Raw genomic sequence first — 16,224 nt, forward strand, 5'->3', positions numbered from 1 at the left:
AATCAATGAGTGAAAATGTAATTTATTCAATTAACGGACCTGTTGTAAAAGTAAAAAATGCCTCATCATTTTCAATGTTGGAAATGGTCTATGTAGGTCATGCTAAATTAATGGGGGAAGTTATTTCTATTTCTGATCAATTTACAACGATTCAGGTATATGAAACAACAACTGGTTTAAAACCAGGAGAACCAGTTATTTCAACGGGTTCACCAATTTGTGCGACATTAGGTCCAGGAATCTTACGTAATATCTTTGATGGGATTGAAAGACCATTAAAAGCTATTGCTGAACAATCAGGTGCTTTTATTGAAGCAGGTAGTGATGTTGATTCTTTAGATGTCGGTGCACTTTGGGATGTAACAGTAACAGTTAAAGTTGGTGATCAAGTAAAAGGTGGAGATGTTTATGCAACATGTCCTGAAACTGACTTAATTGTTCATAAATGTATGATTGCTCCAGGATTAAAAGGAACAGTCGTAGAAGTTAAAGAAAATGGAAAATATACAGTTAATGATTGGGTAGTGAAAGTACAAGATGAACAAGGAAATGTTCATGAATGTACATTATGTCAAAAATGGCCAATTAAAACACCTCGTCCTATCAATGAACGTTTACCTATCTCTATTCCTTTAGTAACTGGTCAACGTGTTATTGATACATTATTCCCAATTGCTAAAGGTGGAACAGCAGCCATTCCAGGTGGATTTGGTACTGGTAAAACAATGACACAACACCAAATTGCTAAATGGTGTGATGCAGATATTATCGTTTATGTTGGTTGTGGAGAACGTGGTAACGAAATGACTCAAGTACTTGAAGAGTTCAGTGAATTAATTGACCCTAAGAGTGGTAAACCATTAACTGATCGTACTGTATTAATTGCGAATACATCAAACATGCCAGTTGCGGCACGTGAAGCAAGTATTTATACTGGAGTTACTTTAGCTGAATATTATCGTGATATGGGATATCATGTTGCTATCATGGCAGATTCAACTTCTCGTTGGGCAGAAGCTTTACGTGAAATTTCTGGTCGTCTAGAAGAAATGCCAGCTGAAGAAGGATTCCCAGCATACTTACCATCACGTTTATCTCAATTCTATGAACGTGCTGGATATATGAAAAACTTAAATGGAACAGAAGGTTCAGTATCAATCATTGGTGCCGTATCACCACAAGGGGCTGACTTCTCTGAACCAGTAACTCAAAATACAAAACGTTTCGTAAGATGTTTCTGGGCGTTAGATAAAGCATTAGCTTATGCTCGTCACTATTTTGCGATTAACTGGACACAATCATATAGTGATTATGTTTATGATTTAGAAAAATGGTATGATAAAAATGTTGGTCCTAAGTTTGTTAGTGACCGTCAAGAACTTTCATATATTTTAGCTGAAGAAGCTAAATTAAATGAAATTGTTAAATTAATGGGTCCTGATGTATTACCTGAAGATCAAAAGTTAATTATGGAAATTGCTAAAGTCGTTCGTGTTGGATATCTTCAACAAAATGCTTTCCATAAAGATGATACTTATGTACCTATGGAAAAACAATTAAAGATGATGGAAGTTATCCTATATTTAAATAAAAAATGTCAAGAAGCTGTAGCACAAGGTAAAGTCGTTCGTGCTATTAGTGAAACAGGTATCTTTGAACAAGTTATTAAAATGAAATATGATATTCCAAATGATCATATTGAAAAATTAGATACTTATTATCATGATATTGATGAAGCAGTAAAATCTGTAGCGTAGGGAGGAATGATGATGGCACTACAATATGTAGGATTAAATGAAATTAATGGATCATTAGTCGTTTTAGACCACGTTAAAGGGGCTTCATACGATGAAATGGTTGAAATCCAATTAAATAATGGAACAACACGTTCAGGACGTATTGTTCAAATTGAAGGAGAAAAAGTCGTTGTCCAAGTATTTGAAGGAACAAACGAATTATCTCTAGAAAATACAAAAACAAGATTACTTGGTAGACCAATGGAATTACCTGTATCTAAAGAAATCTTAGGAAGAATCTTTAATGGTGCAGGTAGACCAATTGATGGTTTAGGAGAAATCTATGCAGAAGAAATGATGGATATTAATGGTTTACCATTAAATCCAGTAAGCCGTGTTTATCCACGTAACTATATTAATACTGGTATTTCTTCTATTGACTGTTTGGCTACACTTATTCGTGGACAAAAGTTACCAATCTTCTCAGGATCTGGTTTACCACATGACCGTTTAGCAGTACAAATTGTTAAACAAGCAAAGGTTGCTGATGAATCAGGTAAAGGTTTCGCAATTGTCTTTGCAGCTATGGGGGTTACTAATGACGTAGCAAACTACTTCAAACGTAGTTTTAAAGAAGCCGGAGTTATGGAAAGAGTTGTTATGTTCTTAAATCTTTCTAATGACCCAATTATCGAACGTACTTTAACACCACGTTGTGCATTAACTGCAGCTGAATATTTAGCTTATAAACAAGATATGCACGTTCTTGTTATTTATACTGACGTGACTTCATATTGTGAAGCATTACGTGAATTCTCTTCAAGTAAGGGTGAAATTCCTGGTCGTAAAGGTTATCCAGGATACTTATATTCAGACTTAGCTTCTTTATATGAAAGAGCTGGAATTATTAAGGATGCAAAAGGATCAGTAACACAAATTCCAATCCTTACAATGCCTAACAATGACATTACTCATCCGGTGCCAGACTTAACTGGATATATTACAGAAGGACAAATTTCATTAAGTGCTGAATTAAATTCTGCTGGTATTTATCCACCAGTTGATGTTTTACCATCATTATCACGTTTAATGAAAGATGGTATTGGTGAAGGTTATACCCGTAGTGATCACCAAGACATCGCAAACCAATTATTTGCATGTTATGCTCATGTACAAGATGTTAAATCATTAACATCGGTAATTGGTGAAGATGAATTATCACCATTAGATAAACAATATTTATCATTTGGTAAATTATTTGAAGAATACTTCTTAAATCAAGGTTTTGATTCTAACCGTTCAATTGAAGAAACATTAGATTTAGGATGGGATTTAGTTTCTGTACTTCCAAGAGAAGCATTAGATCGTCTAGATAACAAATTACTAGATGAATTTTATGATCATGAAAAAGCTGTTATGCGCTTTAATATTAAAGAGAAAAAGATTATTAAAGAATTACAAGAAACAGGTGATTAATCATGGCATTGAAAGTAGTTCCTACTAAAGGAAATCTGATTGCAACAAAAAAATCATTAGAATTAGCCATTACAGGATATGACTTATTAGATAAAAAAAGAAATGTCCTTATTAAAGAAATGATGTCATTACTAGATGATGTTAAACTTGTTCGTGATCAGATCACGGATGCTTATCAACAAGCATATGATGCGCTTCAAGAAGCCAATATCTCTTTAGGATTAATTAGTGATCTTGTTAATGCCACTTCTATTGATTATGGAATTTCCATTGTTTATCGAAGTGTAATGGGAGTTGAAATTCCTAAAATTTCTTATAGTAAACCACCAATGGTTTGTAGTTATAACATGGATCGTTCTAATTCGAAAGTGGATTATGCTTTTGAATGTTTCTATCGTGTTAAAGAATTAACTGTTATCTTAGCAGAAGTAGAAAACTCAGTTTATCGTTTAGCTAACGCTATTAGAAAAACTCAAAAAAGAGCCAATGCCCTTAAGAATATTTCTATTCCTGAATTTCAAGCAACAGCAAAATTTATTACTGAATCACTAGAAGAAAAAGAACGTGAGGAATTCTCAAGACAAAAAGTAATTAAAGAACAAAAAAGATAAACTTTAGGTTTATCTTTTTTATTTTAATTTATGAAAAAGACTTTTCTTTTTTGTTAGAATCATTATACTTATTATGTGAGTAAAAGAGGGTGAAAATATGTCTATAAAAGTAAGAGATGTAATCTTGGGTGAAGGGAAACCCAAAGTATGTGTACCAGTTGTTGAAACGACACATGATGCAATTATCAATAGTTTAAAACAAACACAAGATAAACAGTTTGATTTAGTAGAATTAAGAATAGATTATTTTGAAAATTTATCTGATGAAAGTAGTGTTAAAGCATTATTTGCTGATATTAAGAATTTAAATTTGAACAAACCAGTTATTTTAACATGCCGTTCTATGCGAGAAGGAGGGCAAAGTTCATTAGAAAATAAAGAATATTATCATTTATATGAACAAGGTATTGAATCTAAAGCATTTGATATTTATGATGTTGAAGTAGAAGTAGGAACAAACTATGCCATTGAATTTAAAAATTTAATTCATCAAGCAGGATGTTTCATGCTTATGTCATATCATGATTTTAAAAGAACACCAGAAATTGATACATTAATTCAAAGATTTGATGTGATGGAATCATATGAAGCAGATATTTATAAAATTGCAGTTATGCCAGAAGATCAAAAAGATGTTTTATCATTAATGAATTTTACAAATGTTGCCAGAGAAAAATATAATAAACCAATTGTAACAATGTCAATGTCTCCACTTGGCTTAGTTACTCGTTTATCTGGGGAACAGTTCGGAAGTAGTATTACTTTTGCTAGTGATGGTAAAGCCAGTGCGCCGGGACAAATCAATTATCAAGATATGGTTACTATTCTTGATGTTATTCATAATAGTATTGAAAAATAGATTGATGAAAATCAATCTTTTTTTATAAGGAGGAAGTTAATGATTGGTTTAGGCACAATAATCAATACCAGTGCTATTATTGCTGGTGGATTATTAGGAATGAAATTTAAAAAGATTCTTAAACAAACAATACAAGAATCATTATTGAAAGCATCAGGTTTAGCAGTTTTATTTATAGGATTAAGTGGTGGTTTGAAAGGATTTCAAACCAAAGAAGATTTAAGTATGATGATTATTTTAAGTCTTGTTTTAGGAACATTGATAGGTGAATTTATTGATATAGAAGGAAGATTAAATCAGTTTGGAAAATGGCTAAAACAAAAAAGTCATAGTTATGGAGACTCAATGTTTTTGGATGCTTTTATTACTACATCATTAACAGTATGTATTGGTGCTATGGCGATTATTGGTTCAATTCAAGATGCTTTATATCAAGATTATTCCATTTTAATAGCAAAAGCAATATTAGATTTTATTATTGTTATGGTATTAGCTAGTTCAATGGGAAAGGGAGCACTTTTTTCATTTGTGCCGGTATTTATATTTCAAGATTGTATCACGCTGTTAGCTTCATTTATTAGTCCACTATTAACGAAGCAGGTGATATTTAATATTTCAGTATTAGGATCGATGTTAATTTTTGTTGTGGGTTTAAATTTAACGGTGAATACGAAAATAAAAGTAGCTAATATGCTGCCAAGTATTCTTATTGTGGCTTTATTTGTATTATTATAGAGCCTTTTTAATTTATTTGCATATGATAAATTAGGTGAGTCTATGAAAATTGATGCTACAAGTTTAGAAAGAATCATTTGGATGCTTTATGATCGTTATTTTGATTTTCAAGAAATTATTTTAAAAAGGGTCGAAATAGATATTGATCACTATATACACGGGCAATTACTCGTCCAATATTATCATATGGAAACCATAGTAAAATTAATTGCTAGAATAAGAGTAGAAGATGACATCATTATTGATACAAAAGGAACAATAAAATATGGTTTTATTTATTTTGATTTTAATAAAATCTTAAAAGAATATCTAAATCAAAATCGATATCTTACTGTGAATGATGAATCTATCATTATTAAAAATGAATGGATAGAAAATATGAAAATAGAAGATAATAATATTGTTGTAGAACTTAAAAACAAGCAAGGAGTATAACCTTGCTTGTTAGAAGTGTAATTCAATATGATAGAGTTTACCCCAAATGTATATTTGATAAAAATAAGCAAGTAATTGTGGTCCCATCATTAATTGACCAAACCAGGGAACATGAATTTTATCACTATGTTCAATCATTTCTTTAAGTTTATTTTCATCAAATAATTGGAATAGAATATTATTTTTATCTGATAAAGATTCTATTAGTAGATTTTTAATGTAGGATAGGTAAAAAGGAGAATGTGTTTTTGGATAAGGATTCTTTTTACGATTATAGATATCTTCTGGTAAAAAGTCTTGAAAAGCATCACGCAATAATCCTTTTTCTCGATTACCTTGATACATATATTCCCAAGGAACATTATACATATATTCAACAATCTTTTTAGAAGCAAAAGGAACCCTTAACTCAACGCCATTATACATAGATTGACTATCACTACGAGTAAGGAGTGTCTGCATAAACCATTCCATATTAAGATACATCATTTTTCTTTTATTAGAATCATAGAAGTGATGATCAAAATAATCTATTTCTGCTAAACTATCTAAATAACGTTCTTTAACATATTCTTTAATATGCAGATTCTTTGTTTTTTCATTTAATAAATCAAGTCTTTTATCAATGTCTCTAATCCAAGGAAAAGTATCTAAACTATAAAGTTCTTTTTTATAAAACCAAGGATAGCCACCAAATATTTCATCAGCACATTCACCTGATAAGACTACTTTATGATGACGATGAATTTCTTTACAAAAGAGTAGAAAACTAGAATCAATGTCAGCCATTCCTGGACCATCTCTAGCAATCATACTTTGTTTTAAAAACATAATCAGGTTTTTTTGTGAAAGGACAACATTGTAGTGGTTTGTCTGGTAACGATTGACCATATCATCAATATAATCACTATCTTTTGTCATTTGATAATCATAAGGTTTAAAGTATTGATCTTGATCTTGGTAGTCAATACTATATGTTGAAACATGGTTGACATATTGGGTAGCAAGAGCAGTGATGATGCTGGAATCTAAACCTCCTGATAACATACAGGAAATGGGAACATCACTTAATAGTTGTTGGTGAATACTTTCATTTACAAGAGAACGTACATGTTTGACAGTTTGTTCATAATTATGGGGATGATATTTTCTTTCTAATTGCCAATAACGTTCAAGATAATAGTCATCATGATCAATATACATATAATGCCCAGCTCTAAGACTATAAATATTTTGGTAGAGTGTTCTTCCGGGAGTTAAACTAGGACCTAAGCCAAGAAGTTCTTTAATACCGGTTTGATCAACAACAGCTTTACCTAAATATAAGAGAATAGATTTTATTTCACTAGCAAAAATAAAAGTATGATCTTGATGTAAATAATAGAGAGGTTTTACACCTAAATGATCTCTGGCAATAAAAAGTTTATCTTGATAACTGACAATAAAACTAAAGATGCCTTCTAGCTTATTTAAACATTTTTCTTTATAAGCAATATAACTTACTAAAAGTACTTCACTATCACTTTGACTATGAAAATGAAATCCTTCATCAATCAATTGTTGCTTGAGTGAATTCATATTATAAATTTCACCATTAAAGATAATTTGATAAGTGATCCCTTGATAGGTATATTCAAAAGGCTGTTTTCCTCCCTGAAGATCAATAATTGATAAACGACAATGTCCTAATAAAACATGATCTTCATAATGAACACGGCAATCATCAGGTCCACGATGATTCATCAATGTTAACATTTTATGAAACAAATGGGTCTTATCATTAAGATTATCTTGAGTATTATACATACATAAAATACCACACATAAAATCACCTCAAAATATGTATATGTTTAAACAAAATAAAAAGAAGTCAATGACTTCTTTTATTCTTTATTTTCTTTTTTATCACTTACGATTTCTTTGAGTGATGAAGCAAGCCCTGCCATTCCTTGTAATTCACTTGGAATAATAATCTTTGTTGCATCACCTTTAGCAAGTTCTTCTAAAGCTTTAAATCCTTGTAATGTAACATAAGCTTGTTCAGGACGAGCATCATTGATATATTGAATCCCTTTAGCTTGAGCTTCATAAACAAGTCTTAATGCTTCTGCTTCACCTTCAGCTTTTGCGATAGCTGCTTCTTTTTCGGCAGTAGCACGTAGAATTGTTGATTCCTTATCTCCTTCAGCATTTAAGATTGCAGCTGTCTTTTTACCTTCAGCTTGTAAAATAGCTTCACGTCTTTCACGTTCAGCACGCATTTGTTTTTCCATTGCTTCTTGAATATCACGAGGAGGAATAATGTTTTTAACTTCTACACGATGAACTTTAATTCCCCATGGATCAGTCGCATCATCCAAAATACTACGCATTCTTGAATTAATAATATCACGAGAAGTGAGTGTTTCATCTAATTCAAGATCTCCAATGATATTTCTAAGTGTTGTCGCTGTTAAATTTTCAATAGCGTTAATAGGACGATCAACCCCATAAGTAAATAATTTTGGATCAGTAATTTGATAATAAACAACGGTATCAATTTGCATTGTAACGTTATCTTTAGTAATAACAGGTTGTGGTGCAAAGTCAACGACTTGTTCTTTTAATGAAACCTTGTTAGCGACACGATCTAAAAAAGGAATAAGAATGTGTAAACCAACATTACATGTGCGATTATACGCACCGATTCTTTCTACAACATAAGCTTTTGATTGAGGAACAATACGAATTGTTGAACCAATCATACTCACAATAATACAAATTAAAATAACCCATAAAATAAATGTAAACATATTAAGATTCTCCCTTGTTAATTTTTTTTACAATTAAATGTGCACCTTCCACAGCAAGCACTTCACAATAATCACCCATTTCTAATGTTTCACCATTACATGAACATGCCATCCATAGTGTAGACATGACTTTAACTTCCCCTTTAGAGTCCATGTCCATTCTTTTAGTGACCACTCCATGATGACCAATAACACGATCATAATTAGTATGAACAATATTTGTTCTAAGATACTTTTTTGCTAGTGGTCTAGTAAGAATAATACAAATGAAACTTAAAACAATGAAAAATGTGATTTGGATAGATGTCGAAAGATGAAGCAGGGTGGCAATTGCAGCACCAACACCACCAATCGCAAACCAAATACTTACTAAATCTACTGTAATAATTTCAATAATTGTGGCAACAATAATAATAGATAGCCAAATTAAAATCATCATGATTTCACCCCTTTATAATTTTACAGTAAGAATTTGATGGACGACATCATAGTGAGCAGAATATTTAATTCCTTGCTTTTTATCTAAATCAAGATGATAGAGTTGAGCTAGTTCTTGAATAAATGTTTTATTAGATATTCTTCCATAACTTTTACCAATAGAAATACGATGTAATTGATCTTGAGGATAAAGTTCTTGTTCAATCATTGTTTTATCTACTGGTTTAATACCTAATAAGTTATTTTCATGATCTAGCCCTAAAAGAACATATTCTACATTTTCAAAATGATGACATGCAGCAGTATTTAAAGTAATATTTGAACTATAAATTGTGACTGTCTTTTTTGTCACTTCGTTTGTCGACCATATAAATCCCATAGTAATCCCCTTTCTGATTACATTGTATTATAAATATTATTTTTATGCAACAAATATTATTTTAATGATATAGCAAGAAGATATACAAATAATCAGGTTTGGGTTATAATACGAAATGAGGTGGAATATGAAAAAAATTATAAAAGTTTTTTTAATTTTAGGATTATTTTTAACAGGTTGTACGAGTCAAAAACATGAATGGAAAGAAACATATCATTTAACTTATTTTTATTTAGAAGACTGTTCTAATTGTCAGTATTTTAAAAAGAGTGTTTTACCAGCAATTAAAGAGGAGTTTGGTAAACATATAAAAATTAAAGCGTGGAACATGGATGGTGATCAAAATGTTGAAGCAATGAAAAATGCTTATGATGGTTATATCAATCAGTTTATAGATTTTAATCAAGATCATTATGGTTATGGGCCTTTAGTTATTTTAGATGGTTATTTTGCAGTTCTAGGAGCAGGTAATAAAGATGAGTATGTTACAAGATTAATCAATGCCATTGAAGGAAAAAAGATTAAAGAAAATAATGAAATTGAAACAATTTATTATTTAAAAGATGGAAAGGTTAAACAATAAGGAGGAATGAAGATGTCAACACCACATAATCAAGCAGAAGTTGGACAAATTGCTAAAACAGTTTTGATGCCAGGTGATCCTTTACGAGCAAAATTTTTAGCTGAAAAATATTTAGAAAACGTTGAGCAGTTTAATAGTGTGAGAAATATGTTTGGCTATACAGGAACATATAAAGGAAAACCAGTTTCAGTGATGGCTTCAGGGATGGGAATGCCAAGTATGGGTATTTATTGTTATGAACTTTATACGATGTATGATGTAGAAAGAATTATTAGAATAGGGACATGTGGTTCTTTACAAGAAGATGTTCATATTCGTGATATTATTTTAGCTCAAGGAGCATGTACGGATTCTAACTACGCCCATCAATATGAATTACCAGGAACATTTAGTGCTATTTCTACTTTTAATTTATTACAACAAGCAGCCACTTTATGTAAAGAAAAAGGTTTAAATTATCATGTAGGAAATGTGATTTCGTCAGATATTTTTTATCATCAAGATGATTGTAATGGTAAATGGGCTAAAATGGGTTGTTTAGCGGTAGAAATGGAAACTTATGCTTTATTTACAACAGCAGCATCATTAAAGAAGGAAGCAATGGCATTATTTACAGTATCTGATTCATTAGTGTCTAATGAAAAAACATCAGCAGATGAAAGAGAAAAAACATTTACTGAAATGATGGATGTTGCTTTGGGGTTAATATAATGAAACAAAAATTTTGTTTTTTTGATTTTGATGATACTTTAATTCATGGTAGTTCAGGAACAATGTTAATTCGTTACTATTTAAAAAAGCATCCTTTAGGTGTGATTTATTTAATTCCTATGGCTATAGTGTGTATTCTTTATGTGTTAAAACTTGCTTCTTTTAATCAAGCTAAAAGTGCAACACTTTTTCCTTTAAATAGAATGAGTGAAAGAGAAGTACAAGCTTTCTTTGAAGAAGAAGTAGAAAAACATTATTATCCTCATGTTATTGAAGAATTAAAAAAGAAAAAAGAAGAAGGATATGTGATTTATATTTGTAGTGCTTCAGTAGAGGCTTATTTACGTTATTGTAGATTACCTGTAGATGCTATTTTGGGTACCAAGACGGTTATCAAAAATAATCATTATACAGGTAAAATGATTGGTAAAAATTGTAAGAATGAAGAAAAGATTAATAGGATTATGGAAGTAATAAAAAATCATAATCTAGAAATAGATTATGATCATTCTTTTGCTTATTCAGATTCAAAGCATGATATTCCCATGTTAAAGATGGTTAAAAACAGAGTTAAAATTGATACGAAAGATGGTCATATGTCACCATTTATTATTGAGTAGCGAAAGCTACTCTTTTTGATTTAAATCTTGAAATAAAAGCATAATATTAATAAGTGCAGCAATTCCAACAATAATATAAATAAGCATTGTAAGAAAACTGTTGATACCAAATAATGACTCAACTAAATTGAAATGGAATAAACCAATTAAGCCCCAGTTAATACCACCAATAATAGTAAATACAAGAGCTGTTTTTTGAATTGCATTCATTTTTTTACCTCCTTAAACAAAGTCTATCCCATTAATCAATTATTTATACATAAATATATATTCATTTCATAATTTTATTTAGGAGGAAGAATAATGAAAAAGATATATATGATTGTAGCAGTTGTTGTGGCATTGTTAGTAGGGACATTGATTTTTTTTAAATTTAAAGATCATTCTTTAGATAAAACGATTGAAAAAGTAAAGGCTTATGATCGCTATGAATTAACATGTCAAATGGAAATGGCTCAAAATGATGAACTTAAAAATTATGAAGTCAAAGTAGATTACTTAAAAAAAGAAAAAGATGAATATTATAAAGTAGAGTTATACGATAAATCGTTGAATCAAGCACAAATTATTATTCGTAACCAAGAAGGTGTTTTTGTTTTAACGCCTACCATGAACCAGATATTTAAGTTTCAAAGTGATTGGCCAACTAATAGTCCTAAGCCTTATATTTATCGTTCTTTAATTTCCTTATTAGAAAAAAATAAAGTAGAAAAGATAAAAGATGGATATAAGGTGCAAGCAAAAGTAAAGTATCCTAATGATCAGCGTATTGTATCACAAGAAATGACCTTTGATAAAGCACTCAATCCTAAACGAGTTGTTTGTCTTGATAAAGATGAAACTGAAATTATTACAACAAAAATATCAACATTTGATCCTCATATCAAACTAAAATTATCTCAATTTAACCAAAATCAGGTTTTAAAAAAAGCTAAAAAAGAAACAAGAGTATCTTATGATAGTTCTATTCTTTATCCGGTAGCGATGCTTGGTAGTGACTTAGATAGTGAAACCGTAAGTGTCATAGATGGGAAGAAAAATCATGTATTAAAATTTAAAGGAGAAAAGAGCTATACTGTTGTTGAATCTTATGGACGTAAAGACGATGTACAAGTCAATGTTATTCAAGATGAAGTGATTGATATGGTTGATGGTTTTGCATATTATAGTAATAATAAACTTACAATGATTAATTCTGGATTGATATGCAGTATTTATTCTCAGGACTTAACTAAAGATGAAATGGTCTCAGTCATGACAAGTATGCAATCTTGTGCAACGAAGTAGATTGAATTATAAAACAAAAAAGATTATACTTATAAGGTAACTGGAGGTATGATCGATGTTTCTAAAACGTGACACATATGCACTAATTGATTTAGATCATTTAAAATATAATGTAGAAAAAGTTCATCAACAATTTAAAAGACCTTTGATGGCAGTCATCAAAGCCGATGCTTATGGACATGGATATAAAGAAGTAGCAAGTTTTTTAAAAGACTTTGACTATATAGAAATGTTTGCTGTTGCAACATTAAAAGAAGCAATAGAATTAAGAGAATTAGGAATCAAAGAAGGGATTCTTATTTTAGGGGCTATTCCTACAAGCAAAGAAGATATAGATTTAGCTATAAAATATGATATTTCTCTTTCGATGGTTTCTTTAGATTACATGCATTTACTTACTCATTTAATTGAACCACATCACAAATTAAAGATTCATATTAAATTAGATACAGGGATGCATCGAATTGGTTTGACAACAAAAGAACAATTGCATGAGTTACTTGCTACAATTAATCCTGATCAATTTGAAATTGAAGGTATCTTTACTCATTTTGCTACAGCAGATTGTGATGATGTTGCTTATCAAAAACAAGTTGATACTTTTTATGATATGGTAGGAGACTTAAAATTTAAATATATTCATTGTTGTAACTCTGCGGCTATGGCTTATCATGAAGATACACGTTCAAATTTAGGAAGAATTGGGATTACAATGTATGGATGTGATCCTGCCGGTAAAGAAAGTGATGAATTTAAACAAGTGATGTCACTTTATACAAAAGTGGCGATGATTAAAAAAATATATCCTGGAGAAAAAGTGGGCTATGGTTTAACTTATGAAGCAAAGCAAGAAGAATATATTGCTACGTTACCAATAGGTTATGCTGATGGTTTTACAAGACGTAATCAAGGAAGATATGTATGGATTAATGGACAACGATATCAAATTGTAGGACGTGTATGCATGGATCAAATGATGGTACGCGTAGATGATCGTGTTCATGTTGGTGATGAAGTTGAAATTTTTGGACCTCATATTTCTTTAGAAAGCATGGCTAAAGATTTAAATACCATTTCATATGAAATTATGTGTTTAGTTTCTAATCGTGTTCCACGCATCTATATGCAAAATGGTTCTATAAAAAAAATAGTTGAATTTAAATAGGCATCATTGAGATGCCTTTTATCATAATAAAAAAATCTAGCTGGCTGCTAGATTTTTTATTTAAATAATTGTGCTAAACGATAATATGATAGAGCACCATCTTTTTGTTTTGTCACTTTTCCTTTTTCTAAAACAAAAGTTGAAGGAACAGTACCATCTGATGTTTTAAATGTTTTTTGAATATATTTTGTTGCATCACTTTCGCTATCTAGATTTACATAATAAATACGATCTCTACGATTTTTCTTTAAGTATTTTAAGCATACATCTTGATAATTTAAAGTTGTATTATCGCTATCTTTACCAACAACAACGACAAAACTATCTTTATCTTTAATTTTTGATTCTAGTTTTGTTTGGCTAATTGTTGTCATTTCTACATGGGTAACAGTACGATAGCCATATAAACAAAGAAAAACAACAAGTACTAATCCAAAAACACTTATTTCTTTCCATAATTTTTTAAGTATTTTCATGAAAAGTCCTCCTCACTTTTATATATAATAGCAAATTTTAGTGTATGAAACAATAATAAATCGCTATCACATAAAAAACCAAAATTATAAAGTTGTTTTTCCTAGACAACCATCTGACTATCACGGAATGCTCAGAGCTTCCTTTTAAATCATGGTAAAATAATATGAAAAGGGGGATTATATGAAAATATCTTATTTTAATAATGAAAATATGAGTGTTTCAAATACTATTAAAGCAGGACCTTTAAGAGGAAAAAGAATAAAAACAAGGTTATTACCTACTCAAGGATTGTTTCAACATGATTATCTTAGTAATGAAGAAGCTTTTATATTGTTAGGGAATACCCTTTATTATTATTTATCAGATATAAATGAGGGGGAAATTGATGAATTTAATGAAATTAGTTATCGTACAGCCATTATTTTACTTAGTGAAAGAGAAACCATTTCTAAAACGATTGCAAGTCTTCCTAAAAGAAATTTAGATTTGTATAATTTTATGCTGTTATTCAATCGTGAATCGAAAAAAATATTTGGTCTAAAAATTATCTCTGCGGGATTAACAAGAGATATGGCACGTTCAAAAAGTGAAAAACATAATGCCGTTGCTAAAAAATTTATTTTATCACTAAGGAATCAATCACCAAAAACTTTTTCTTTATTTTGTACTGTTGTCAATAACATGTGTTATGACATAATTATGAAGATGAATGCACAAGAAAGAAAAGAAAAATACATATATAAATAAAAAAGCCAATCTAATGATTGACTTTTATTTTAAATGAGTTTTAGCAAAGTTCCAAGTATCACGACACATGTCTTCGATATTATGAGTTGCTTGCCAACCTAATTCTTTTTTTGCTTTAGATGGATCAGCATAGCATGTGGCAATATCTCCGGCACGACGAGGTTTAATTTCATAATTAATTTTAACACCATTTACTTTTTCAAAAGCATGGACTAATTCTAAAACGCTATATCCTTTACCGGTACCTAAATTAGTAATATGGACACCAGGTGTGTTATATTTTTCGATAGCGAGAACATGTCCTTTAGCTAAATCAACAACATGAATATAATCACGAACACCGGTACCATCTGGAGTGTCATAATCATTACCAAATACACCTAAACATGGAAGTTCACCTGTAGCTACTTTCATGATATATGGCATTAAGTTGTTAGGAATTCCTTTTGGATCTTCACCAAGTAATCCTGATTGATGAGCACCAATTGGATTAAAATAACGAAGCAATGTAACTGACATATCTGGGCAAGCGTGTTGAACATCTGTTAAAATACGTTCCATCATTGCTTTACTTGCTCCATATGGATTGGTTGTATCACCTAAATGACAATCTTCAGTTAATGGAACAACTTCAGGATCACCATAAACAGTTGCACTTGAACTAAATACGATGTTATTAACATGGTATTTCTTCATCATTTTAGCAACAATCAAAGTTGTCATTAAGTTGTTAGTATAATATTCAATAGGTTTTTCTACTGATTCACCAACTGCTTTGAATGCAGCGCAATGAATAATTGAATCAATATGATTTTCTTTAAATACAGATTTTGTTTTTACTTCATCTAAAACATTAAATTCATAAAACTTAACTTCTTTTCCTGTAATATCTTTAATATATTGTAGTACTTCTGGTTTAGAATTAGAAAAATCATCAATAACAATAACTTGATGTCCTGCTTGAATTAATTCTACGCAAATATGACTTCCAATATAACCAGTACCACCTGTTACTAATACGTTCATACAAGGTCCTCCTTAAGACATATATATTTTATCATTTTTTTCAAATAATGGAAAGAAAATGAGAAGTCGAAAACTTATATAAAAAAAATGAAAAAAACCGTTGACTTCAAAAGAATGAGATGATATTATAAATGGGCACTGGTCAAG

The 16,224-nt window shown here is 30.3% G+C and carries 19 protein-coding genes; 12 read left to right on the top strand and 7 right to left on the bottom strand.

Going from position 1 to position 16,224, the window contains the following annotated elements; genetic code table 11:
• Nucleotides 1-5 precede the first annotated feature (5 nt).
• The 6 genes from DWZ53_RS08010 (at nt 6) to DWZ53_RS08035 (ending at nt 5,852) form a co-directional block, all read left to right on the top strand.
• Nucleotides 6-1,757, top strand: coding sequence for a V-type ATP synthase subunit A (locus tag DWZ53_RS08010; RefSeq protein ID WP_118433299.1), 1,752 nt, complete (start codon nt 6-8; stop codon nt 1,755-1,757).
• 12 nt (nt 1,758-1,769) lie between these two features.
• Complete coding sequence (locus tag DWZ53_RS08015; protein WP_118433301.1) at nt 1,770-3,212, top strand: V-type ATP synthase subunit B; 1,443 nt, start codon at nt 1,770-1,772, stop codon at nt 3,210-3,212.
• Between the two features lie 2 nt (nt 3,213-3,214).
• Entirely contained in the window at nt 3,215-3,823 is a 609-nt protein-coding gene (locus DWZ53_RS08020; RefSeq protein WP_118433303.1) for a V-type ATP synthase subunit D, read from the top strand.
• Between the two features lie 97 nt (nt 3,824-3,920).
• On the top strand, nt 3,921-4,682 hold the full coding sequence (aroD, locus tag DWZ53_RS08025) for a type I 3-dehydroquinate dehydratase (RefSeq protein WP_118433305.1): 762 nt from the start codon (nt 3,921-3,923) through the stop codon (nt 4,680-4,682).
• A gap of 39 nt (nt 4,683-4,721) precedes the next feature.
• Nucleotides 4,722-5,417, top strand: coding sequence for a DUF554 domain-containing protein (locus DWZ53_RS08030; protein WP_118433307.1), 696 nt, complete (start codon nt 4,722-4,724; stop codon nt 5,415-5,417).
• 42 nt (nt 5,418-5,459) lie between these two features.
• Entirely contained in the window at nt 5,460-5,852 is a 393-nt protein-coding gene (locus DWZ53_RS08035; protein ID WP_118433309.1) for a hypothetical protein, read from the top strand.
• 9 nt (nt 5,853-5,861) lie between these two features.
• Here the strand turns inward: DWZ53_RS08035 and asnB are convergent, their stop codons facing one another.
• From asnB to DWZ53_RS08055, 4 genes are read right to left on the bottom strand one after another with little or no spacing between them, the layout of a single operon-like run.
• Entirely contained in the window at nt 5,862-7,676 is a 1,815-nt protein-coding gene (gene asnB / locus DWZ53_RS08040; RefSeq protein WP_233541863.1) for an asparagine synthase (glutamine-hydrolyzing), read from the bottom strand.
• A 59-nt stretch (nt 7,677-7,735) separates the two neighbouring features.
• Nucleotides 7,736-8,644, bottom strand: a complete 909-nt coding sequence (locus DWZ53_RS08045; RefSeq protein WP_118433311.1) for an SPFH domain-containing protein — start codon at nt 8,642-8,644, stop codon at nt 7,736-7,738.
• 1 nt (nt 8,645) lies between these two features.
• On the bottom strand, nt 8,646-9,083 hold the full coding sequence (locus DWZ53_RS08050) for an NfeD family protein (protein ID WP_233541864.1): 438 nt from the start codon (nt 9,081-9,083) through the stop codon (nt 8,646-8,648).
• 12 nt (nt 9,084-9,095) lie between these two features.
• Entirely contained in the window at nt 9,096-9,461 is a 366-nt protein-coding gene (locus DWZ53_RS08055) for a hypothetical protein (RefSeq protein WP_118433313.1), read from the bottom strand.
• Nucleotides 9,462-9,588: 127 nt separating this feature from the next.
• Between DWZ53_RS08055 and DWZ53_RS08060 the strand changes: the two genes are divergently transcribed.
• From DWZ53_RS08060 to DWZ53_RS08070, 3 genes are read left to right on the top strand one after another with little or no spacing between them, the layout of a single operon-like run.
• Nucleotides 9,589-10,044, top strand: a complete 456-nt coding sequence (locus DWZ53_RS08060; protein WP_118433315.1) for a hypothetical protein — start codon at nt 9,589-9,591, stop codon at nt 10,042-10,044.
• Nucleotides 10,045-10,056: 12 nt separating this feature from the next.
• Nucleotides 10,057-10,755, top strand: a complete 699-nt coding sequence (gene deoD, locus DWZ53_RS08065; RefSeq protein ID WP_118433317.1) for a purine-nucleoside phosphorylase — start codon at nt 10,057-10,059, stop codon at nt 10,753-10,755.
• Entirely contained in the window at nt 10,755-11,375 is a 621-nt protein-coding gene (locus tag DWZ53_RS08070; protein ID WP_118433319.1) for an HAD family hydrolase, read from the top strand. The genes deoD and DWZ53_RS08070 overlap by 1 nt, the downstream gene beginning before the upstream one ends.
• A gap of 6 nt (nt 11,376-11,381) precedes the next feature.
• Here DWZ53_RS08070 and DWZ53_RS08075 read toward each other — a convergent pair whose 3' ends face one another.
• Nucleotides 11,382-11,585 carry a DUF378 domain-containing protein gene (locus DWZ53_RS08075; protein ID WP_118433321.1) on the bottom strand — a complete coding sequence of 68 codons (204 nt, stop codon included), beginning with the start codon at nt 11,583-11,585 and terminating at the stop codon, nt 11,382-11,384.
• 93 nt (nt 11,586-11,678) lie between these two features.
• Between DWZ53_RS08075 and DWZ53_RS08080 the strand changes: the two genes are divergently transcribed.
• Nucleotides 11,679-12,662 (top strand): hypothetical protein, encoded by a 984-nt coding sequence (locus DWZ53_RS08080; RefSeq protein ID WP_118433323.1) that lies wholly within the window; start codon nt 11,679-11,681, stop codon nt 12,660-12,662.
• Nucleotides 12,663-12,717: 55 nt separating this feature from the next.
• Nucleotides 12,718-13,827 carry an alanine racemase gene (alr, locus tag DWZ53_RS08085; RefSeq protein WP_118433325.1) on the top strand — a complete coding sequence of 370 codons (1,110 nt, stop codon included), beginning with the start codon at nt 12,718-12,720 and terminating at the stop codon, nt 13,825-13,827.
• Nucleotides 13,828-13,883: 56 nt separating this feature from the next.
• On the opposite strand, the gene DWZ53_RS08090 is transcribed toward alr, so the two are convergent.
• Complete coding sequence (locus DWZ53_RS08090; protein ID WP_118433327.1) at nt 13,884-14,303, bottom strand: hypothetical protein; 420 nt, start codon at nt 14,301-14,303, stop codon at nt 13,884-13,886.
• Nucleotides 14,304-14,484: 181 nt separating this feature from the next.
• On the opposite strand from DWZ53_RS08090, the gene DWZ53_RS08095 reads away from it, so the two are divergent.
• Nucleotides 14,485-15,051 carry a hypothetical protein gene (locus DWZ53_RS08095; protein ID WP_118433329.1) on the top strand — a complete coding sequence of 189 codons (567 nt, stop codon included), beginning with the start codon at nt 14,485-14,487 and terminating at the stop codon, nt 15,049-15,051.
• 24 nt (nt 15,052-15,075) lie between these two features.
• On the opposite strand, the gene galE is transcribed toward DWZ53_RS08095, so the two are convergent.
• Nucleotides 15,076-16,077 (bottom strand): UDP-glucose 4-epimerase GalE, encoded by a 1,002-nt coding sequence (gene galE / locus DWZ53_RS08100; RefSeq protein WP_118433331.1) that lies wholly within the window; start codon nt 16,075-16,077, stop codon nt 15,076-15,078.
• Nucleotides 16,078-16,224 lie beyond the last annotated feature (147 nt).

This window comes from Coprobacillus sp. AF33-1AC, assembly GCF_003475785.1.
GTDB lineage: Bacteria > Bacillota_I > Bacilli_A > Erysipelotrichales > Coprobacillaceae > Faecalibacillus.